This is a genomic window from Mycobacterium sp. SMC-13, assembly GCF_045311035.1.
Lineage (GTDB): Bacteria > Actinomycetota > Actinomycetes > Mycobacteriales > Mycobacteriaceae > Mycobacterium.
This window is the reverse complement of record NZ_JBJIAI010000011.1, coordinates 139,080-159,191: the sequence shown is the minus strand read 5'-3', so window position 1 is coordinate 159,191 and position 20,112 is coordinate 139,080. Positions and strand designations below refer to the sequence as shown.

The following is a 20,112-nucleotide window of genomic DNA, read 5'->3' as shown; positions in this document are numbered from 1 at the left end:
CTCGTGGATGTCACCGTAAATCCTTCCCGATCACGCGAATTCATAAGCGGTTTCCGCGTGTTCGGCCTCGTCGATACCGGTGGCCTCATCTTCCTTGTCGAGGCGAAGGCCGATGGTGTACTTGACGATCAAGGCCAAGATAGCGGTAACGATCGCGGAGTAGGCAAGCACCGCGAACGCGCCGACGGCCTGACGCCACAGCTGGTCGAACCCGCCACCGTAGAACAGACCCGCCACAGCGGCCGGAGCCTCCTTGGTGGCCACCAGGCCGACCATCAGGGTGCCGAACAGACCACCGACCAGGTGAACGCCCACGACGTCGAGCGCGTCGTCGAAGCCCAGCTTGAACTTCAGGCCCACCGCGAGAGCACAGACCACACCGGCGCCCGCGCCGATCGCCAGCGCGCCGATGACATTGACCGACGAGCAGGACGGGGTGATGGCCACCAGGCCGGCCACGATGCCCGACGCCGCGCCGAGGGAGGTGGCGTGGCCGTCACGAATCTTTTCCGTCAGCAGCCAGAACAGCATCGCGGCGGCGGTCGCCACGGTGGTGGTGATGAACGTCGAGGCGGCGACACCGTCAGAGGTCAGTGCCGAGCCGGCGTTGAAGCCGTACCAACCGAACCACAGCAGGCCCGCGCCCAGCATGACGAACGGCAGGTTGTGCGGACGCATCGGAGTGGTGGGCCAGCCCGAGCGCTTGCCCAGGATGATGGCCAGCACCAGGCCCGCGGTACCGGAGTTGATGTGCACCGCGGTTCCACCGGCGAAGTCGATTGCCTTGAGCTGGTTCGCGATCCAGCCACCGTGCGTGGCCGTGATGCCGTCGAAGGCGAAGACCCAGTGGGCGACCGGGAAGTAGACGAAGGTGGCCCACAGCCCGGCGAACAGCAGCCAGCCACCGAACTTGAGGCGGTCGGCGACCGCGCCCGAGATCAGGGCGACGGTGATGATGGCGAACATCAGCTGGAACGCCACGAACACCAATTGCGGGATGGTTCCGGCGAGCGGAATCTGCACCGCCGCAGTGGTTCCCGCGGGCAGGTGCGCAACGAGCGAGTTGCCGCCGATGAGTCCCTTGAGTCCCCAGTACTGGGTGGGATCCCCGACGAAGCTCCACTTGTCATTGCCGAACGCCATCGAGTAGCCGTACAGCACCCACAACACCGTGACGACACCCATGGCGCTGATGCTCATCATGATCATGTTGAGCACGCCCTTACGGCGCACCATGCCGCCGTAGAAGAACGCCAGACCCGGTGTCATCAACAGCACGAGCGCTGAACTCACCAGCATCCATGCGGTATCACCGGTGTCCGGCGTGCCCAAGATAGGGAATCCATCCACTGGCCGCTTCCTCCTTAACCCATGTCACAGGCAGACGCCGATGACCTAGGCCAGAACTTTGCGCATCGGTTGTTTCGCCGACGGCGCGCGGGCGTTTCACGTATGTGAACGGATCGACCAGTTACGTTTCAGCGCGGTTAATGCCCTCTTCGCAGGCCCTGGCCTGCTCTGTGAGTTCCTGGCCGGCGGACACAAAACTGCCCTATTCCGGGTGGAATAGGGCAGTTTCGGGTTCTGAAGGCGAATGGCAGCGACTACCCCAGGAGCGCGTCGACGAAGGCGGCGGGCTCGAACGGCGCCAGGTCGTCCGGACCCTCACCGAGGCCGACAAGCTTGACCGGTACACCGAGCTCCTGCTGTACCCGGAACACGATGCCGCCCTTGGCGGTGCCGTCGAGCTTGGTCAGCACCACGCCGGTGATGTCGACCACCTCGGCGAAGACCCGGGCCTGCGGCAGGCTGTTCTGGCCGATGGTCGCGTCCAGCACGAGCAGCACCTCGTCGACCTTGGCGCGCTTCTCGACGACGCGCTTGACCTTGCCCAGCTCGTCCATCAGACCGGTCTTGGTGTGCAGCCGGCCCGCCGTGTCCACCACGACGACGTCAGCGCCCGCTGCGATGCCCTTGTCGACGGCGTCGAAGGCAACCGAGGCCGGATCCGCGCCCTCGGGGCCACGCACGATGTCGGCGCCGACGCGGGCACCCCAGCTCTGCAGCTGGTCGGCCGCCGCGGCACGGAAGGTGTCCGCCGCGCCGAGCACGACGCGACGCCCGTCGGCGACCAGCACGCGGGCCAGCTTGCCGACCGTGGTGGTCTTGCCGGCGCCGTTGACACCGACGACGAGCAACACCGACGGCTTGTCGGCGTGCGGCAGCGCCTTGATGGACCGGTCCAGATCGGTCCGCAGTTCCTTGATCAGCACCTCGCGCAGCACTGCGCGGGCGTCGGCCTCGGTGCGCACGTTGGCCTCGGCCATGCGGCTGCGCAGCGCGGTGACGACCGATTCGGTGGCGACCGGGCCCAGATCGGCGATGAGGAGGGTGTCTTCGATGGTCTCCCACGAGTCCTCGTCGAGGTCGCCACCGCCCAGCAGGCCCAGCATGCTGCGCCCCAGCGTGGTCTGCGACTTGGCCAGGCGGCCACGCAGGCGCTCCAGCCGGCCGGCGGTCGGTGCGATCTCGTCGCGCGGCGCAACCTCGGGTTCGGGCTCGGGTTCGGGCTCAGGAGCTGCCTCGGGTTCCGGCGCTGCCTCGGGTGCCGGCGCTGCCTCGGGTGCCGGCGCTGCCTCGGGTTCGGGCGCGACGGTCGGCTCGGGCTCGGCCACCACTTCCGGCTCGGCGACGGCTTCCGGTACCTCGGCGACCGCTTCCGGCTCGGTCACGACCTCCGGCTCGGGCAGCTGGACGTCGGCGATGGTGCGCTTTCGCGAGTCTCGCGGAATCTCGGCGTCGTCGCCGACGGTCGGCAGCTTCTCCGCGGTGTCCGAACTACTGAACGTGATGCCTGATGACGCCGTGTAGCCGCCGGACCGGTCGAGCTTCGGCGTCTCCTCCGGCGCGGACAGCGAAATCCTGCTGCGCCGGTAGCGGACGAATCCGACCACCAGAGCGGTGACAACGAGAACAGCAACGATCGCTATCGCGATCCAGAGACCTTCCGACACCGTGCCATTCTGTCAGCCGCACCAATTTCTGCCGCGGGTGGCAGACGTCCTCCCGGCCGGTGCAGATCGCCACAACGATCGTCTCGGGCGGCGACGCCAATCGATCTGAGTGCTCACCGTGGTGGTGGGATGTCGTTTTCGGCGGGTTGGCGTTGCTCGGTGGGTACCGGTGCCGCCGCGGCTTGGGCGGCTTCTGCGGCTTCGCGTTCTTGGCGTTCTTTACGCCGGCGGGCGAAGGCTTCTTGGGCGGCTTCGCGCTCGTCGATATCGGCTTGGTTGAGCGCGCGTTCGTAAGCGATCTGCTGAGCCTGGTTCTGGGCGCGGGTGCGGCGCCGGATCGGCATCATGACACCCCGGCCGGTAGCCGCGGTGGTGTCCAGATCGGCGATGTCTGGTGGTGGGTTCGGCAGCGGGGTGTCGGTGACCGTGCGGGGAAACAGGATTCGGCTTTCCGGCACGCTGATGTAGGTGTGGCCGGTGGGTGCGGTCCACACAATCGTCCCGTCAGGCTGTTGACGGTCCTGCCACCCATCCGGCCCGCCGTAGAACGTTTTCAGCAGGTGGTGTTTGCGGCACTTCGGGCTCAGGTTGCCCGGATGCGTCGGCCCGACCGGCCACGGAATCGTATGGTCGATATCGCAGGCGGTGGCAGGCTGATCACAGCCCGGGAACATGCACGTCATGGCCCGCACCCGCACGAACTCATCCATCGCTGCCGTGGGCCGGTACCGCGGCACCGCGTCCAGATCGGTAGCTGAGGCGACGGTGCGCACTTTCGCACCGCGGGCGACCAAGTCCGCGAGCACCGCCGGGGGCACCACGCCACCGCCGAGGACATAACCGACCGGTGTGCGCACCGGCGCCGGGGGCTTGGTGGAAGTCGGAGCGGAAGTCGGGACCGGCGGGTGCGCCGCATGAGCGTCAGGGGTGGGCGCCGCGGCGCCGGCCGGTTCGGCATCATCAGGAGTCAGGGTTTCGGCAGACCGCGAAACGGCCACCGGTGCAGGCGCGGGCATCGGCGCCAGGTCATCCGCCGGCTCGGGCTCGGGTTGGGCGGTGAAGACCGATTCCGGTGCGGGCTCAGGCAGGGGCTCAGGCCCGGGCCCGGGTGTGAACACCGGCTCAGACGCCGGCTGGGTCGGTGCCGGGGTCAGCGGCGCGGCCGGATCGCTGTGCAGCAGCGGATCCGCCACCGGCGTCGGCAGCTGATCGGTGAGCACATGAATCACCACCGCCGCCGCTCGGGCATCAGGCCCCGCGGCCGGGCATTCGGGATTGCCGCACTGGCACACCAACCGATCCCCACGAGCCGCCAACACCCCCAACGCGTCAGCCCGCCGCTGCCCGAACGTCCGCGGATCGTCATCACACACCTGCCGGGCCATCTCGTCCAGCACCCGATCCAACAACTCCGCATCGGTGGCCAACAGCGCACCCCAGATCGACGCCACCCCGGTCTCATCATCGGGCTTGCCCACCCCGACCCCACGCCGGCGGGCAGCCGAGCGCACCTTGATCACCGCGGCCGGGTCGAACTTCTGCACCCAACCGTCGATCTTGCGTTCAATCTTCTTGCGCGACAACCCCGCCCACTCCGACAGCGCCCCCGCCAACGCCGCATCGATCACCGCCAGCGTGTTGGGATCCTCCACCAGCCGGGTGCGCCAGCAGATCGCGCCGACCGTCCGTGCCGACACCCCACCATCGGCGAACACCGCCGCCACCCGAGGTAACCGGAACCGCAACGCGACCGCGATCGACAACTGCCCCGACGCTTCACGCTTCCCGATCCCCAGCGCCGCCCCCACCTCGGCGACCGCAGCATCCCACCCATCACAGGCCCACCACTGCCGGCCATCCTCGTCCTCGACACGCAACGCCACCAGATCAGCGATCGCCCGAAACTTCCCGCACTCCGCCACATTCGACACCCGCGCGAAATGCACCACCGCATCGACCACAGAGGCATCGTGAACCAGCACACCGCCGGCCCCGACACCCACATGTTCGAACATGTGTTCGATTATGCCACCAAGGACTGACACGTGCCACAAAAAGTGCCACGCCGAACCCCGCCTATGACTGGCTGGAAACCAGCTCCTGGCCGCGCATGCGCTGCGAGATCACCTGGGTGATGCCGTCGCCCTGCATGGTGACGCCGTAGAGCGCGTCGGCGACCTCCATGGTCGGCTTCTGGTGGGTGATGACGATCAGCTGCGACTTCTCCCGCAGCTGCTCGAACAGACTGATCAGACGACGCAGGTTCACGTCGTCCAGCGCGGCCTCGACCTCGTCCATGACGTAGAAGGGTGACGGCCGCGCCCGGAAGATCGCCACCAGCATCGCCACCGCGGTCAGTGACTTCTCACCGCCCGACAGCAGCGACAACCGCTTGACCTTCTTGCCCGGTGGCCGGGCCTCGACCTCGATGCCGGTGGTGAGCATGTCGCTTGGGTTGGTCAGCAGCAGCCGGCCCTCGCCGCCGGGGAACAGCGTCGAGAAGACCTGCGTGAATTCCTGCTCCACATCGGCGTAGGCCTCGGTGAACACCCGCAGGATGCGCTCATCGACGTCGGCGATGACGTCCATCAAGTCCTTGCGGGCGCCCTTGACGTCCTCCAGCTGGGTGGACAGGAAGTTGTAGCGCTCCTCGAGCGCGGCGAACTCCTCCAGCGCCAGCGGATTGACCCGACCGAGCTCGGCCAGTTCCTTCTCGGCCTTCTTGGCGCGGCGCTCCTGGGTGGGCCGGTCGAACGCCATCGGCGTGGGCGCGCTGACCTGTTCACCACGTTCCTTGGCCTGCTCGTACTCGGCCATCTCGAGTTCGGTCGGCGGCAGCGGCACGTCCGGTCCGTATTCGGCGACCAGGTCGGCGACGGCCATACCGAACTGCTCCAGCACCTGCTGTTCGAGTTGCTCGATACGAAGGGCCGCTTGCGCTTTGGCGACCTCGTCGCGGTGCAGCGCCTCGGTCAGCGCGCCGGCGCGCGCGCTGAGTTCGGACACCTCTGCCCTGACCCGCGTCAGACCTTCGGAACGCTGAGCCCGCTCGGCGGCCAGTGCATCACGCTTGCGTGCCGCCAGACTCACTGTGGCAGCGAGCCTTTCGGCCACCAGCCGGCCGGAATCGGCGACAGCGGCCGCGACCTTCGCCGCGTTCTCCCGGGCTTCGCGGGCCCGCGCGGCCCGCACTCGGGCCTCACGCTCGGCGGCCGCGGCCCGGCGCAGCGAATCTGCCCGTCCGCGAACGGCATTCGCGCGTTCCTCCGCCGTCCGCACTGCCAGCCGGGCCTCCACCTCGACTGCGCGCGCCTCTTCGGCGGCTGCCGTCGTCTCGGACCGGTCGACGAACTCGACGTCGAACATCGGCTCCTGCTGCGCGTTGTGGAACCGGTCTTCCAGCTCCGCCAGCTCGGCCAGCGTGCGGCTCCGCCCCGCGTCCAGTTCGTCGCGCTGCCGGACCAGCTGTTGCCATTCAGCCTCGGCGGTGCGGGCCTCGTGCCCGAGCCGGGCCAGCTGCTCGTAGATCGCCGAGATCGCGGCGTCGGATTCGTGCAGTGCGGCCAGCGCATGTTCGACGGCGTCGCGCCGCGCCTTCTGTTCGGCGAGGGCACCGGACAGCGCGGCGCCGTATTCACTGGTCTGGCGTTCGGCCTCGACCAACGCGGCGCGCGCCTTGTCGATCTCCGCGGTGATCTCGAGCGCGCTCGGCTTGCGGTCGGAGCCGCCATTGACCCACCCGGCACCGACCAGGTCGCCGTCGGCCGTGACGGCCTGCAGGTCAGGTCGCGCCGCGACCAACTCCAGCGCCGCAGGTAGATCCACGACGACCGCGACCCGCGCCAGCATGGCGTGCATCGCACCCGAGAGCCGAGCCGGTACTTCGACCAGATCCAGTGCCCACTGGGCGCCGGACCGCAAATCCCCACGCGGCGAAGCGTTTTCGACGGGCCAGTCACCGAGCACGATGGCCGCACGGCCACCGTCACCCTTCTTGAGCGCGTCGACCGCGGCGCGCGCGGCATCGAAACTTTCGGCCGCGAGCGCGTCGGCGGCGGCACCCAGCACCGCGGCGATGGCTGCCTCGTGCCCCGACTGCACCCGCACCAATTCGGCCACCGAGCCGAAAAGTCCTGCGCCGTCATGGTTTTCCTGCAACCACGCCGATCCGTCTTTGAGGTCGAGGGTCACCGACAGGGCGTCGATACGCGCGCGCAGCGAGGCCACCTGCTTCTCCGCGGCGCGCTCGGCGGCCTGCAATTCGTCGACGCGTTCGTCGGCCTGCAGCATGGCGTTGATGGTGCGATCGTGATGCTCATCGAGCCCGTACTCGCCGGCATCGAGCTCACCGACCTTGCTCTGCACGAGTTCGAACTCGGCTTTCGCCTGCTCGACCCGGGCGGCCGCCTCCTCGATGCTGCCGGTCAGCCGCACCGCGGCCTCGTCGATCGATTCGATACGGGTACGCATGGTGTCGACCTGCCCGGACAACCGGGCGAGCCCTTCGCGCCGGTCCGCCTCGGCCCGGGCCGCCGCCATCTGGGCACGTTCGGCATCGGCCGCGGCGCGTTCGCATTCGGCCAGCGCACCGCGCGCCGCCTCCAGCCGGGTCCGGGATTCGGCGAGCTCGGCGAGCAGTTGTTCCTCGTGCTCGGCGACGGCGTCGGCCTCGGCGTCCAGCGCGTCCGGGTCCGGCCCGGTCGACACCTCCGGATCAGAGTCCAGCAGGTTCGTGCGTTCGGTGGCGATACGCACCGTGGCACTGACCCGCTCGGCGAGCGCGGACAGCCGGAACCAGGTCTGCTGCGCCGCCTCGGCGCGGCCGGACAGGCCCGCTACCGCCGCTTCGTGTCCCGCGAGTTCGGCCGACGCGGCTTCGAGACGCTCGGTCACCTCGCCGTGCTCACGCCGCAGCGCGGTCTCGGTCTGGTTGGTGTCGTCGAACTCGGCCTGGCGGGTCACCAGATCGTCGGCGGCCAGGCGCAGCCGGGCGTCACGCAGATCGGCCTGGATGGTCTGCGCGCGCCGCGCCATCTCGGCCTGCCGGCCCAGCGGTTTGAGCTGACGGCGCAGTTCGGTGGTCAGGTCGGTCAGGCGCGCCAGGTTGGCCTGCATGGCGTCGAGCTTGCGGACCGCCTTCTCCTTGCGCCGACGGTGCTTGAGCACACCGGCGGCCTCCTCGATGAAGGCACGACGGTCCTCGGGGCGCGATTCCAGGATTTCCGAGAGCTTTCCCTGACCGACGATGACGTGCATCTCGCGGCCGATACCGGAGTCGGAAAGCAGTTCCTGCACATCCATTAGCCGGCAGCTGCTGCCGTTGATCTCGTACTCGCTCGCGCCGTCGCGGAATACACGCCGCGTGATCGAAACCTCGGAGTACTCGATCGGCAGGGCGTTGTCCGAGTTGTCGATGGTCAGGGTCACCTCGGCCCGGCCCAGCGGGGCCCGCGACGACGTGCCGGCAAAGATGACGTCTTCCATCTTGCCGCCGCGCAGGGTCTTTGCGCCCTGCTCACCCATCACCCAGGTCAGGGCGTCGACGACGTTCGATTTGCCCGAACCGTTCGGCCCCACCACGCAGGTGATGCCGGGTTCGAAGCGAAGAGTCGTCGGCGACGCGAAGGACTTGAAGCCCTTCAGCGTCAGACTCTTCAGATGCATGGGGTGAAACCCTACCGTCGCGCCGGTTAAATGCCGGGGACCCCTGGGCTTCTAACGCTCAGAAAATCCCTCGATCGGGTCGCCCGCAGCGGCCCAGTCGTCGACCACCGTGGTCACCGTGCCAGGGGTGGTACCGCTGCGCAGGAGTGCCAGCAGCCGCTCGCAATCGGCACGCGGCCCCTGCGCGACGACGTGCACCCGGCCGCCCGGCTTGTTGCTGGCGTAGCCCGTGAGGCCCAACTCCAGCGCGCGGGCTCGGGTCCACCACCGGAACCCGACGCCCTGCACCTGGCCGTGCACCCAGGCCGACAGCCGAACTGCCTCGCTCACTTGTCGGCGAACCCGAAGGTGACCTCGGTGCCCGCCTTGAGCGTGCGGCCCACCGTGCAGACCTTGTCGATGGCTCGTTCGACGACGATCTTGAGCCGCTTGATCTCGTCCTCGGACAGGCTCGAGAGGTCCAACTCCATGGACTCCTGCAGCAGCGGGTAGACCTCGTTCTCGCGGTCCGGCGGGCCCGACACCCGGATGGTGGTCTGGTAGTCGTCGCCGAGCCGGGCGCGCAACGGCGCGTCACTGCTCATACCGCTGCACGCCGCCAACGCGATCTTGAGCAATTCCCCCGGGGTGAAGACGCCCTCGACGTCCTCGGACCCGACGAGGACCTCGGCTCCTCGCGAGCTGTGCCCGGTATAGCGGCGCACCCCGGTCCGTTCGACCCACAGTTCCGTCATGGCTCATTTGTACCGTGCCGACGCCATTGTTCCTGCGGGGAACCTCGTTGAGGCCCAGGTAATGTCAGGGTCCACACAACTCTCGGGGGGGAGAGATCACATGACGTACCCACCGCAAGGCCCATATCCAGGCCCGTCCGGGTACCCGCAGCAGGGTCCGTACGGTGTCGGCCAGCCGGTTGTTCCTGGCTATCCCGCCTATGGCCCGCCTGGATACGGTCCGATGCCCGGCCAGCCGATGCCCTACGGCCATCCCGGTGCCACACCGCCGAACTCCGGCGGTCCGGGCAAGTGGCTTCTGATCGTCGGCGCGGTGGTGCTGGTTCTGGTCCTCGGCGGCGTGGGCGTCTACGCGCTGACCAGTTCCTCCGACGACGACCAGTCCACGTCCGCGAGCAGTCAGTCCGGCAAGCGCAAGGGTGCGGCGGGCAGCACAGGTTCGACGGACGAGGCCACAGCGCCGGGATCGTCCGCTGGTGGCGGTTCCGACGAAGACGAGATTCGCCAGTTCCTGGCCTCGTTCGGTGGCGGCGACATGGCGTCGATCTCGTGCGCCGGCGACCGCAAGTTCTTCGGCCAGGCGGGCGGCGGCGCCTTCGGGAGCATGCCGATGCCGAAGGTCTCGGGCGACCCGGAGAGCATGAAGACCCTCGACATCACCGTCACCGGCGACCGTGCCACGGTCCAGGCGCCGGGCTCCTCTCAGGTAGCCATCTACCTGCGCAAAGAAGGCGGCGAGTGGAAGTTCTGCTCCACCGACAATCCCGTGTTCAAGAATCTGCCCGGCACCCGCTGATCGGGCGACGCGGCTTGTCGCCGCTCCCGTCCGATATCGACGGGCCTCTCTGCCGTATCCGGCGTTCACAAGGAGCGACCAGACATGACCTATCCGCCGTTCGGGCCGCAGTCGGGCGGCCAGCCGTGGCAGCCACCGCAGCAGCCGGCACCCGGGTACCCGCCGCCCGGCTACGGGCAGGCGCCCGGGTATGGGCAGGCCCCCGGCTACGGACAACCGGCCGGGTACGGACCGGCACCCGGCTATCCGATGGGGCCCGGATACGGCCAGGCGCCGGGCTTTCCGCCGGGACCCGGCCATCCCGGCGCGCCCACCCCGAACAACAAGAAGCTGCTGTTCGGCGGGCTGGCCCTGCTGGCGGTCATCGGCATCGTGATCGGCGTGGTGCTGTGGACCTCGGGCTCCGGAGGTGGGCTCAGCGCGCTGGGCGGTAACTCCGACGAGGACCGGATTCGCAGCCTGCTGAGCGATCCGACGGCGTTGAAGGACCATCGGTGCGACGCCGACAACAAATTCTTCAGCAAGTTCCCCGGCCTCTCCGACGGCAAGAAGGCGCCCGTCGGACCGAAGGTGAAGGTCACCGTCAACAGTGTCGACGTGACGGGCGAGCGTGCCACCGTGAACGTCACCACGCGCGCGGAAAGCGGACGTGAGGCAACCACCACGATCTATTTCCGCAAGGAAAGCGGCGAGTGGAAGTACTGCCTGACCGACTCCCCGGAGATGAAGAAACTTCAGCAGCTGCCCGGGATGAGGTAACGCCCGAGGCTGACCGGCGTTTCCGGTGGTAGACGGCCCAGCGGTGTTAACTTGGACGGCAAGCACAGTTCACAGGGAGCGACCAGACATGACCTATCCCCCGCTCGGGCCGCAGCCAGGCGGTCAGCCGTGGCAGCAGCCGCAGCAGCCGGCACCCGGGTTCCCGCCGAGCGGCTACGGCCAGCCGGGATACGGCCCGTCCCAGCCCGCCTATGGACAACCCGCATATGGTCAGCCGGCGTACGGCCAACCGGCCTACGGCCAGCCTGGATACGGACAGCCGCCGGGATATCCGATGGGCCCGGGTTTCCCTGGGGCGCCGCAACCCAAATCGAACGGTCCCAAGTGGGCGCTGATCGGTGGCCTCGCGGCCATCATCGTCGTCGGCATCGTGCTCGCCGTGGTTCTGGTCTCGAATTCCAGGGGTGGGCTGAGCGCGCTGGGCGGCAACTCCGACGAGGACCAGATCCGCAGCCTCATGAGCTCGGGTCCGTCGTCAATCAAGGAACGCTCGTGCGAGAACGACCAGAAGTTCTTCAGCAAGTTCCCCGGCATCGCCGACAGCACGGGCACCAATCCGACGGGCGCCAAGGGCAAGGCGACCGTCGACAGCGTCAACGTGACCGGGGATACCGCCACCGCGGAGGTCACCGCGACGTCGAGCACCGGCCTGGAGCGTTCCGGCACGCTCTACTTCCGCAAGGAAAGCGGCGAGTGGAAAATCTGCTTCACCGATTCACCGCAGTTGAAGCAGCTCCAGAACCTGCCCGGCATGAAGTAACCGACCTGTGACTTACCCGGCCGCTGTTGGCATTTCGGGTAGTGGCGCTGGTGTTACGTTGGACACCAAGCACAGTCCACAGGGAGCGCGTAGACATGACCTATCCCCCGTCCGGCTCTGATCCGGGCGCCCAGCCCTGGCAGCCGCCACAGCAGCCGACCGAGGGATACGGCCAGCCCGCGTACGGTCCACCGGCCTACGGGCAGCCGGCCTACGGCCAACCCACGTACGGCCAACCCGCGTACGGACAGCCGGCGTATGGACAGCCGCAGTACGGGCAGCCCGCCTACGGTCAACCGGTCTACGGACCGCCGCCCGGCTACCCGATGGGGCCGGGATTCCCGGGGCAACCGGGGTTCCCGCCGCCCACCCCGCCCAACAACACCCGCAAATGGGCGCTCATCGGCGCCGGGATCTTCGCCGTCGTCCTCGTGATCGGCGTCGTCTTCGCGGCGGTGGCCACGCGCTCCGACTCCGGCTCGGATTCGGCGTCCGGCAGTAGCGAGGTGACGATCGGCGGCGGGTCGTCGTCGGACGAGGAGAAGATCCGCGACCTGATGACGTCGCAGATCGAGACCTTCGACGACTTCAAGGCGCACTCCTGCGCGAACGACGTGAAGCTGTACGACAAGGTGCCCTCGATCGCGGGCAAGTTCGGCAAGGGCAGCGACGGCGACGCCGGCCCCGGTTCGACCAAACGCGCCGAGATCACCGACATCAACGTCAACGGAGATCGGGCGACGGTGAACGTCAGCTCGTCCACCGGGGTCACGAACGTTCCACTGCGCAAAGAAGGCGGCGAGTGGAAGTTCTGCATGACCGATTCGCCGAAGTTCAAGGGCATTCCCGGGCTGAAGTAGCCCGGGCCGTCAGATCGGGCGCGGGATGCGTGGCCGCGGTTGGCATTTCGGGCAGTAGTACGACGAGCGGTTCATGAATTTCTCCCGCCGGATCGCCGTGCCACAGCGGCGGCACGGCTCTCCTTCCTGGCCGTAGGCGTCCAGTGAGCGGTCGAAGTACCCGGACTCGCCATTGACGTTGACGTACAGCGAGTCGAATGACGTACCGCCCTGTGCCAGAGCCGAATTCATCACATCCGCCGCGTGGACGAGGAGCTCCCCGAGCCGGCGGCGCGCCAACGCCGAGGCCGGGCGGAAGCCGTTGACCTGCGCCCGCCACAGCGATTCGTCGGCATAGATGTTGCCGACACCGGACACCACGGTTTGGTCCAGCAGCTGGCGCTTGATCTCGGAGTCCTTGCGGCGCAACACATTCACCACGGCGTCCGGATCGAATGCGGGATCCAGCGGATCCCGGGCGATGTGCGCCACCGGCACGGGCACGACGCTGCCGTCGACCTCGACCAGATCGCACACCTGCCAGCCACCGAACGTCCGTTGGTCGACGAAACTCAGCTCGGTACCGTCGTCGAGCACGGCCGCGATGCGCAGGTGCGACGGCCGCGCCGGCGGCCCGATCAGCATCTGGCCGCTCATGCCCAGGTGCACCACCAGCGCCTCGTCACCGTCGAGGGTCAGCCACAGGTACTTTCCGCGGCGGCCCGTCCCGGTGATCCGGCGCCCGGCCAGCCGACCGGCCAGATCCGCCGGACCGTTGTCGTGCCGTCGCACCGCGCGCGGGTGCAGCACCCGTACCGTGGTGAAACCCTTTGCCACGACATGTGTTTCGAGGCCGCGGCGGACGACCTCGACCTCGGGCAGCTCAGGCATTGCTGACGGCGTCAGCGTCGGGATCGACCGCGGGACTGGCCTCAAGCGCCTGGTACGCCGCCGCGGCGGCGTGCTGTTCGGCTTCCTTCTTGGTGCGCCCCGTACCTTCGCCGTAGTCGACGCCGCCCACCACCGCGCGCGCGGTGAACTCCTTGTCGTGCTCCGGACCGGTGGACGTCACGACGTAGGACGGGACGCCGATCCGGCGGGCCGCGGACAACTCCTGCAGGCTGGTCTTCCAGTCCAGACCCGCACCGAGGCTCGCCGCGGTGTCGAGCGCGGCGCTGAACAGCCCCATCACCACGGTCTGGGCCACCTCATGGCCGTGCTCGACATACGTGGCACCGAGCAGTGACTCGAGTCCGTCGGCCAGCAGGTTCGCCTTCTGGGCGCCGCCGCTGGCCATCTCGCCGCGGCCCAGCAGCAGGTAGCTGCCCAGCCCGTCGGGAGTGAGGCTGCGCGCGATCTCGGCCAGCGCCTGGGTGTTGACCACCGCGGACTTGAGCTTGGCCAGCTCGCCTTCACTGCGGTCCGGGTAGCGGCGGAAAATCTCGGCCGTGATCACCAATCCGAGCACGGCGTCGCCCAGGAACTCCAGCCGCTCGTTGGTCGGCAGACCGCCGTTCTCATACGCGTAGCTGCGGTGGGTCAGCGCCACGGTCAGCAGATCGTCGGGCAACTGCACGCCCAGCGCTGCCAGCAGCGGCGCACGATCTACCGTCACGAACCGTCCTCCGACGAGGCCCCGTCGGAGTCGGAGGTTTCCGGCAGCAGCGCCGACAACTTCGCCCACCGCGGGTCGATCTTGTCGTGGTGATGGCCCGGTTCGGCGTCGAGCAGGCGCACACCGCAATCCGGGCACAGTCCCGGGCAGTCCGGTGTGCACAACGGCGAGAACGGCAGCGTCAGCCCGACCTCGTCGATGATCGACTGTTCGAGATCCACGGCGTCGTCGACGACGTGGCCGACCTCGTCTTCCTCGGTGGTGGCCTCGGTCGTGCTGTCGGGATATGCGAACAGCTCGGTGAGGTCGACGGTGACGTGCCCGGACAGCGGGTTGAGGCACCGCGAGCACTCGCCGGTGGTCGGCGCGGACACCGATCCCGTCACCAGCACGCCCTCGGACACCGACTGCAGTTGCAGATCGAGTTCGATGGGCGCCCCGGGCGCGATCGCCATCAGATCCAGACCGATCCGCTCGGGACTGGGCACGGTTTCGACGTGCGTGATCATCGACCCGGGCCGGCGGCCCAATCGGGCGATGTCAATGGTCAGCGGACTCGGGCCAGGCATTGCTCAATCCTACGTCGGCGCCGATCGTCGACCGGACGCCATTCCCGCAAAGCGGTTCAGCGCTGGGCGTAGTCGTGCGTGCCGGCGGCGGTGCGCAGCTGGTGCCGGCCCCGGCTGACCGAGCGCAGGGTGCCCTGGAGGTGCTCCTCGAACTCGGCGAGCTTGGTGTCGACGTAGATGTCGCACTCGCCCCGCAGGCGGTCGGCCTCGGCGTGCGCGGAATCGATCATGCGGGTGGCCTCGGCGTGGGCGGTCTGAACCACCTCGGTCTCGGACACCAGGCGCTGCTGCTCCTTGATGCCCTCCTGCACGGCCTTCTCGTAGGACAGGTTGCCGCTCTCGAGCAGCCGGTCGACCTCGGCCTTGGCCCGGTTGGTGCTGGCCTCGTACTCGCGCTTGGCGGTGCTGGCGATCCGGTTGGCCTCTTCGCGGGCCTCGACGACCATGCGCTCGCTGTGCGCACGCGCCTCGGAGACCATCCGGTCGGCCTGCGCCTTCGCGTCGGCCAGCAGCCGGTCCGCCTCGGCGCGGGCGTGGTTGACCAGCGAATCCGCCTCGGCCGTGGCCGACGACACCATCGAGTCGGCATGCTGCTTGGCCTCGCGCAGCATCCCGTCGCGCGCGTCGAGGACGTCCTGGGCGTCGTCCAGTTCGCCCGGGATCGCGTCCTTGATGTCGTCGAGCAGTTCCAGAACATCGCCCCGCGGCACCATGCAGCCCGCGGTCATCGGCACTCCGCGTGCCTCTTCCACGATCGCGCCGAGCTCGTCCAGCGCCTCAAATACTCGGTACACGGCAACATCCTCCAGGCGTAGTTGGTTGTTACCAGTGTGCCTGTTGTTACTCGTGTGACTCGGCTTTGCCGACCGGTGTGTCGCGACCTATCCGGCCAGCTTGGCCTGCAGGCGCTTGTTCACCACCGCGGGCAGCAGGTCCGTGACATCGCCGCCGAGGGCCGCCACCTCCTTGGCCAACGACGACGACACGAACGAGAACTGCGGCTTGGTCGCGACGAAGAAGGTATCGACGCCGGCGACGTGCCGGTTCATCTGCGCCATCTGCAGCTCGTACTCGAAGTCGGTCCCGGTGCGCAGGCCCTTGACGATGGCCGTCAGCCCGCGCGCCCGGGCGAAGTCGACGACGAGCCCCGACCCGGCCTCGGCGCGCAGGTTCGGCAGGTGCGACGTCGCCTCGGTGATCATCGCGATGCGTTCCTCGGCGGTGAACATGCCCTTCTTGTTGGGGTTCACCAGCACCGCCACCACCACCTCGTCGAACTGGGCCGCCGCCCGCTCGAAGACATCGAGGTGACCAAGGGTTATCGGATCGAAGGATCCCGGGCAGACCGCACCACTCATAGCCCATGACGGTACAAGGCGCAGCCGGCTCAGGCCCGACTGGTCAGCCGGCCCACTCCGCCATTTCCAGTCGGGTGTCGCCGTAGCGCCGCTCCTTCAGCACGGTCCAGCCGGCCGGCCAGACGAGCGCTGGGCCGGACGCCGGGCGCTCGATCACCGCGACGGCACCCTCGGCCAGCCAGCCGCCCGAAACGAGTTGCCCGACAACGGCTTCCACGTCGGCGGCCGGCACGTCGTAGGGCGGGTCCGCGAACACCAGGTCCACCGGCCGCGGCGCCGTCGTCGCCGTCACGCTGGACGCCGTCCCGCACCGCACGACGGCGCCGTCGACCCCGAGTTCGGCGATGTTGCGCGAGATCACCGCCGCGGCGCGCCGGTCGGCCTCCACGAACAGGGCCGACGCCGCACCGCGCGACAGCGCCTCCAATCCGAGCGCCCCCGATCCGGCGTACAGGTCGAGCACCCGGGCCCCGTCGAAGTCCACCCGGGCCGCCAGCACGTTGAACAGCGACTCGCGGACCCGATCCGTCGTCGGCCGAGTCCCTTTGGCGGGCACCGAGATCCGGCGGCCGCCGTGGCGGCCGCCGATGATCCGGGTCAGCTGATCACCACGAGCAGATCGCCACCTTCCACGCCCGCGGTGGGGGTGACGGCGATCCGCGCGACGGTACCGGCCTTGGGTGCGGTGATGGCCGCCTCCATCTTCATGGCCTCGATGGTGGCGATGGTCTGGCCCGCATCGACCTGGTCACCGACCGCGACGCCGACCGTGACGACACCCGCGAACGGGGCAGCGACATGGTCCGGGTTGGTGCGATCGGCCTTCTCGGCAGCCGGCACGTCCGCGGCAATGGCGCGGTCACGCACCAGTACGGGCCGCAGCTGCCCGTTGATCAGGCACAACACGGTACGCATGCCGCGCTCGTCGGGCTCGGACACCGCTTCCAGGCCGATGAGCAGCTCGACGCCCTTCTCCAGCTGCACGCGGTGCTCTTCGCCGCGGCGCAGGCCGTAGAAGAACTGGTTGGCACTCAGCCTCGAGGTGTCGCCGTACTCCTCGCGGTGCGCCAGGAACTCCTTCGTCGGGCCGGGGAACAGCAGCCGGTTCAGGGCACCCTGGCGCACGGGACCGGGGGTCGCCAGCTGGGCCTCGTCCTCCGCGGTCAGCTGCTGCTCGGGCCGGGCCGGGCCGCGGCCCTCCAATGCCTTGCTGCGCAAGGGCTCCGGCCAGCCGCCGGGCGGGTCACCCAGCTCGCCGCGCAGGAATCCGATGACGCTGTCCGGGATGTCGTAGCGCGACGGGTCGGCCGCGAAGTCATCGGCGGTGACGTGCGCACCGACCAGCGACAGGGCCAGGTCACCGACCACCTTGCTCGACGGTGTCACCTTCACCAGGCGGCCGAGGATGCGGTCGGCACCGGCGTAGGCGTTCTCGATCTCCTCGAACTGGTCCCCCAGGCCCAGCGCGATGGCCTGCTGGCGCAGGTTGCTCAGCTGGCCACCGGGGATTTCGTGGGTGTAGACGCGGCCGGTCGGCGCCGGCAGGCCGGACTCGAACGGCGCGTAGACCCGGCGCAGCGCCTCCCAGTACGGCTCGAGGTCGCAGACCGCCTCCAGCGACAGGCCGGTGTCGTACTGCGTGTGCGCGGCCGCCGCGACGATGGACGACAGCGCGGGCTGGCTGGTGGTCCCGGCCAGCGGCGCCGAGGCACCGTCGACCGCGTCGGCGCCGGCCTGCCAGGCGGCCATGTACGTCGCCAGCTGCCCGCCCGGGGTGTCGTGGGTGTGCACGTGCACCGGCAGGTCGAAGCGAGACTTCAACGCCGACACCAGTTTTGCCGCGGCCGGCGGTCGCAGCAGACCGGCCATGTCCTTGATGGCCAGCACGTGCGCACCGGCTTCGACGATCTCGTCGGCAAGCTTGAGCCAGTAGTCCAGCGTGTAGATCGTCTCGCCGGGATTCATCAGGTCGCCGGTGTAGGACATCGCGACTTCGGCCACCGCGGAACCGGTTTCGCGCACCGCCTCGATGGCGGGACGCATCGACGAGACGTTGTTGAGCGCGTCGAAGATCCGGAAGATGTCGATGCCGGTCGCCGTGGCCTCTTCGACGAACGCCGATGTCACCAGCTCCGGGTACGGCGTGTAGCCGACGGTGTTGCGGCCGCGCAGCAGCATCTGCAGACAGATGTTGGGCATCGCCTCACGCAGTGCGGCCAGGCGCTCCCACGGATCCTCCTTCAGGAAGCGAAGGCCCACATCATATGTGGCGCCACCCCAGCACTCGACCGACAGCAGCTGCGGCGTCGACCGGGCGATGTAGGGCGCGATCTCCAGCAGGCCCGTGGACCGCACGCGGGTGGCGAGCAGCGACTGGTGCGCGTCGCGGAAGGTGGTGTCGGTGACGCCCACGGCCGGGGTGTCACGCAGCCAGCGCGCGAAGCCTTCCGGCCCCAGCTCGTCCAGCCGCTGCTTCGACCCCGCGGGCGGCGCCGCCTTCAGGTCGACGGCGGGCAGCTTGTCGCGCGGGTACACCGCCGCCGGCCGCGGCCCGTGCGGCTGGTTGACCGTCACATCGGCCAGGTAGTTGAGGATCTTGGTGCCACGGTCGGCGCTGCTGCGCGCGGTCAGCAGCTGCGGGCGCTCGTCGATGAACGACGTCGTCACCTTGCCGGCGACGAAGTCGGGGTCGTCGAGCACCGCCTGCAGGAACGGGATGTTCGTCGAGACGCCGCGGATGCGGAACTCGGCCAGCGCCCGCTTGGCGCGCGCCACGGCCGTCGTCAAATCCCTTCCGCGACAGGTCAATTTGACCAGCATGGAATCGAAGTGCGCCGACACCTCGGCACCGAGGTTGGTGCCGCCGTCGAGCCGGATGCCGGCGCCACCCGGGGTGCGGTAGGCGGTGATGCGGCCGGTGTCGGGCCGGAAGCCGTTGGCGGGATCCTCGGTGGTGATGCGGCACTGCAGCGCGGCGCCGCGGGCCTGCATGGTCTCCTGGCTCAGACCCAGCTCCTCGAGCGACGAGCCGGAGGCGATACACAACTGCGACGCGACGAGGTCGACCGCGGTGATCTCCTCGGTGACGGTGTGCTCGACCTGGATGCGCGGGTTCATCTCGATGAACACGTGCTGGCCGCGCTGGTCGACGAGGAACTCGACGGTGCCGGCGCACGTGTAGCCGATCTGCCGTGCGAAGGCCACGGCGTCGTTGCACATGCGCTCCCGCAGTTCGGGATCCAGGTTCGGCGCGGGCGCCAGTTCGATGACCTTCTGGTGCCGGCGCTGGACGCTGCAGTCGCGCTCGAACAGGTGCATGACGTTGCCGTGGGTGTCGGCGAGGATCTGCACCTCGATGTGCCGCGGGTTGACGACGGCCTGCTCCAGGAACACCGTCGGGTCACCGAAGGCCGAATCGGCTTCGCGGGACGCCGCTTCGATGGCTTCGCGCAGGTCGGCCGGGTCGGCCACGCGGCGCATACCGCGGCCACCACCACCGGCGACGGCCTTGACGAACAACGGGAACTGCATCTGCTCGGCGGCGGCGAGGAGGTCGTCGACCGACGACGACGGCTCCGACGAGGCCAGCACGGGCAGCCCCGCGGCGCGGGCCGATTCGATGGCGCGCGCCTTGTTGCCGGTCAGTTCGAGAATGTCGGAGCTGGGCCCGACGAAAGTGATGCCCGCGGCGGCGCAGGCGGCCGCCAGTTCGGGGTTCTCCGACAGGAAGCCGTAGCCCGGGTAGATCGCGTCGGCGCCGCATGCCAACGCGGTGGCGACGATGTCGTCGACGTTCAGGTACGCCCGGACCGGATGGCCTTTCTCCCCGATCTGATACGACTCGTCAGCCTTGAGCCGATGCAGCGAGTTGCGGTCTTCGAACGGGTACACCGCGACGGTGGCGATACCCAGTTCGTTGGCTGCGCGAAAGGCCCGGATCGCGATCTCACCGCGGTTGGCCACCAGGAGTTTGGAAATCACCC

17 protein-coding genes are annotated in these 20,112 nt (G+C 68.8%); 4 read left to right on the top strand and 13 right to left on the bottom strand.

Going from position 1 to position 20,112, the window contains the following annotated elements:
- Nucleotides 1–30: 30 nt before the first annotated feature.
- The 6 genes from ACJH6I_RS17930 to ACJH6I_RS17905 all read right to left on the bottom strand — a co-directional run bounded on the left by ACJH6I_RS17930 (nucleotide 31) and on the right by ACJH6I_RS17905 (nucleotide 9,412).
- Nucleotides 31–1,350, bottom strand: a complete 1,320-nt coding sequence (locus tag ACJH6I_RS17930; RefSeq protein WP_318985974.1) for an ammonium transporter — start codon at nucleotides 1,348–1,350, stop codon at nucleotides 31–33.
- Nucleotides 1,351–1,604: 254 nt separating this feature from the next.
- Nucleotides 1,605–3,014 carry a signal recognition particle-docking protein FtsY gene (gene ftsY, locus ACJH6I_RS17925; protein ID WP_318985973.1) on the bottom strand — a complete coding sequence of 470 codons (1,410 nt, stop codon included), beginning with the start codon at nucleotides 3,012–3,014 and terminating at the stop codon, nucleotides 1,605–1,607.
- 113 nt (nucleotides 3,015–3,127) lie between these two features.
- A complete protein-coding gene (locus tag ACJH6I_RS17920) occupies nucleotides 3,128–5,029 on the bottom strand; it encodes a DUF222 domain-containing protein (RefSeq protein ID WP_318985972.1) in 1,902 nt (633 codons plus the stop codon).
- 61 nt (nucleotides 5,030–5,090) lie between these two features.
- Nucleotides 5,091–8,678, bottom strand: coding sequence for a chromosome segregation protein SMC (gene smc / locus ACJH6I_RS17915; protein WP_318985971.1), 3,588 nt, complete (start codon nucleotides 8,676–8,678; stop codon nucleotides 5,091–5,093).
- A 51-nt stretch (nucleotides 8,679–8,729) separates the two neighbouring features.
- On the bottom strand, nucleotides 8,730–9,008 hold the full coding sequence (locus tag ACJH6I_RS17910; protein WP_318985970.1) for an acylphosphatase: 279 nt from the start codon (nucleotides 9,006–9,008) through the stop codon (nucleotides 8,730–8,732).
- A complete protein-coding gene (locus ACJH6I_RS17905; RefSeq protein ID WP_318985969.1) occupies nucleotides 9,005–9,412 on the bottom strand; it encodes an OsmC family protein in 408 nt (135 codons plus the stop codon). Before ACJH6I_RS17905 ends, ACJH6I_RS17910 begins: the two co-directional genes overlap by 4 nt.
- A 100-nt stretch (nucleotides 9,413–9,512) precedes the next feature.
- Here ACJH6I_RS17905 and ACJH6I_RS17900 point away from each other — a divergent pair, with 100 nt between their 5' ends.
- The 4 genes from ACJH6I_RS17900 (at nucleotide 9,513) to ACJH6I_RS17885 (ending at nucleotide 12,608) form a co-directional block, all read left to right on the top strand.
- The gene (locus tag ACJH6I_RS17900) at nucleotides 9,513–10,208 is read left to right on the top strand and encodes a hypothetical protein (RefSeq protein WP_406784350.1); all 696 of its coding nucleotides are present in this window, start codon (nucleotides 9,513–9,515) and stop codon (nucleotides 10,206–10,208) included.
- Between the two features lie 84 nt (nucleotides 10,209–10,292).
- Nucleotides 10,293–10,967 (top strand): hypothetical protein, encoded by a 675-nt coding sequence (locus tag ACJH6I_RS17895; RefSeq protein WP_318985967.1) that lies wholly within the window; start codon nucleotides 10,293–10,295, stop codon nucleotides 10,965–10,967.
- A gap of 88 nt (nucleotides 10,968–11,055) precedes the next feature.
- Nucleotides 11,056–11,748: a hypothetical protein gene (locus ACJH6I_RS17890; RefSeq protein ID WP_318985966.1), complete on the top strand. Its 693-nt coding sequence runs from the start codon at nucleotides 11,056–11,058 to the stop codon at nucleotides 11,746–11,748.
- A gap of 95 nt (nucleotides 11,749–11,843) precedes the next feature.
- A complete protein-coding gene (locus tag ACJH6I_RS17885) occupies nucleotides 11,844–12,608 on the top strand; it encodes a hypothetical protein (protein WP_318985965.1) in 765 nt (254 codons plus the stop codon).
- Between the two features lie 9 nt (nucleotides 12,609–12,617).
- On the opposite strand, the gene mutM is transcribed toward ACJH6I_RS17885, so the two are convergent.
- The 7 genes from mutM to ACJH6I_RS17850 form a co-directional block, all read right to left on the bottom strand.
- Complete coding sequence (gene mutM, locus ACJH6I_RS17880; RefSeq protein ID WP_318985964.1) at nucleotides 12,618–13,478, bottom strand: bifunctional DNA-formamidopyrimidine glycosylase/DNA-(apurinic or apyrimidinic site) lyase; 861 nt, start codon at nucleotides 13,476–13,478, stop codon at nucleotides 12,618–12,620.
- Complete coding sequence (gene rnc, locus ACJH6I_RS17875) at nucleotides 13,471–14,202, bottom strand: ribonuclease III (RefSeq protein ID WP_212811911.1); 732 nt, start codon at nucleotides 14,200–14,202, stop codon at nucleotides 13,471–13,473. The genes mutM and rnc overlap by 8 nt, the downstream gene beginning before the upstream one ends.
- On the bottom strand, nucleotides 14,199–14,771 hold the full coding sequence (locus tag ACJH6I_RS17870; RefSeq protein ID WP_318985963.1) for a DUF177 domain-containing protein: 573 nt from the start codon (nucleotides 14,769–14,771) through the stop codon (nucleotides 14,199–14,201). The genes rnc and ACJH6I_RS17870 overlap by 4 nt, the downstream gene beginning before the upstream one ends.
- 56 nt (nucleotides 14,772–14,827) lie before the next feature.
- Nucleotides 14,828–15,565: a cell division protein SepIVA gene (gene sepIVA / locus ACJH6I_RS17865; RefSeq protein WP_020103794.1), complete on the bottom strand. Its 738-nt coding sequence runs from the start codon at nucleotides 15,563–15,565 to the stop codon at nucleotides 14,828–14,830.
- Nucleotides 15,566–15,652: 87 nt separating this feature from the next.
- The gene (gene coaD / locus ACJH6I_RS17860; RefSeq protein ID WP_212811913.1) at nucleotides 15,653–16,129 is read right to left on the bottom strand and encodes a pantetheine-phosphate adenylyltransferase; all 477 of its coding nucleotides are present in this window, start codon (nucleotides 16,127–16,129) and stop codon (nucleotides 15,653–15,655) included.
- A 43-nt stretch (nucleotides 16,130–16,172) separates the two neighbouring features.
- Nucleotides 16,173–16,730: a 16S rRNA (guanine(966)-N(2))-methyltransferase RsmD gene (rsmD, locus tag ACJH6I_RS17855; protein ID WP_212814854.1), complete on the bottom strand. Its 558-nt coding sequence runs from the start codon at nucleotides 16,728–16,730 to the stop codon at nucleotides 16,173–16,175.
- On the bottom strand, nucleotides 16,727–20,110 hold the full coding sequence (locus ACJH6I_RS17850) for a pyruvate carboxylase (protein ID WP_318985962.1): 3,384 nt from the start codon (nucleotides 20,108–20,110) through the stop codon (nucleotides 16,727–16,729). The genes rsmD and ACJH6I_RS17850 overlap by 4 nt, the downstream gene beginning before the upstream one ends.
- Between the last annotated feature and the right edge of the window lie 2 nt (nucleotides 20,111–20,112).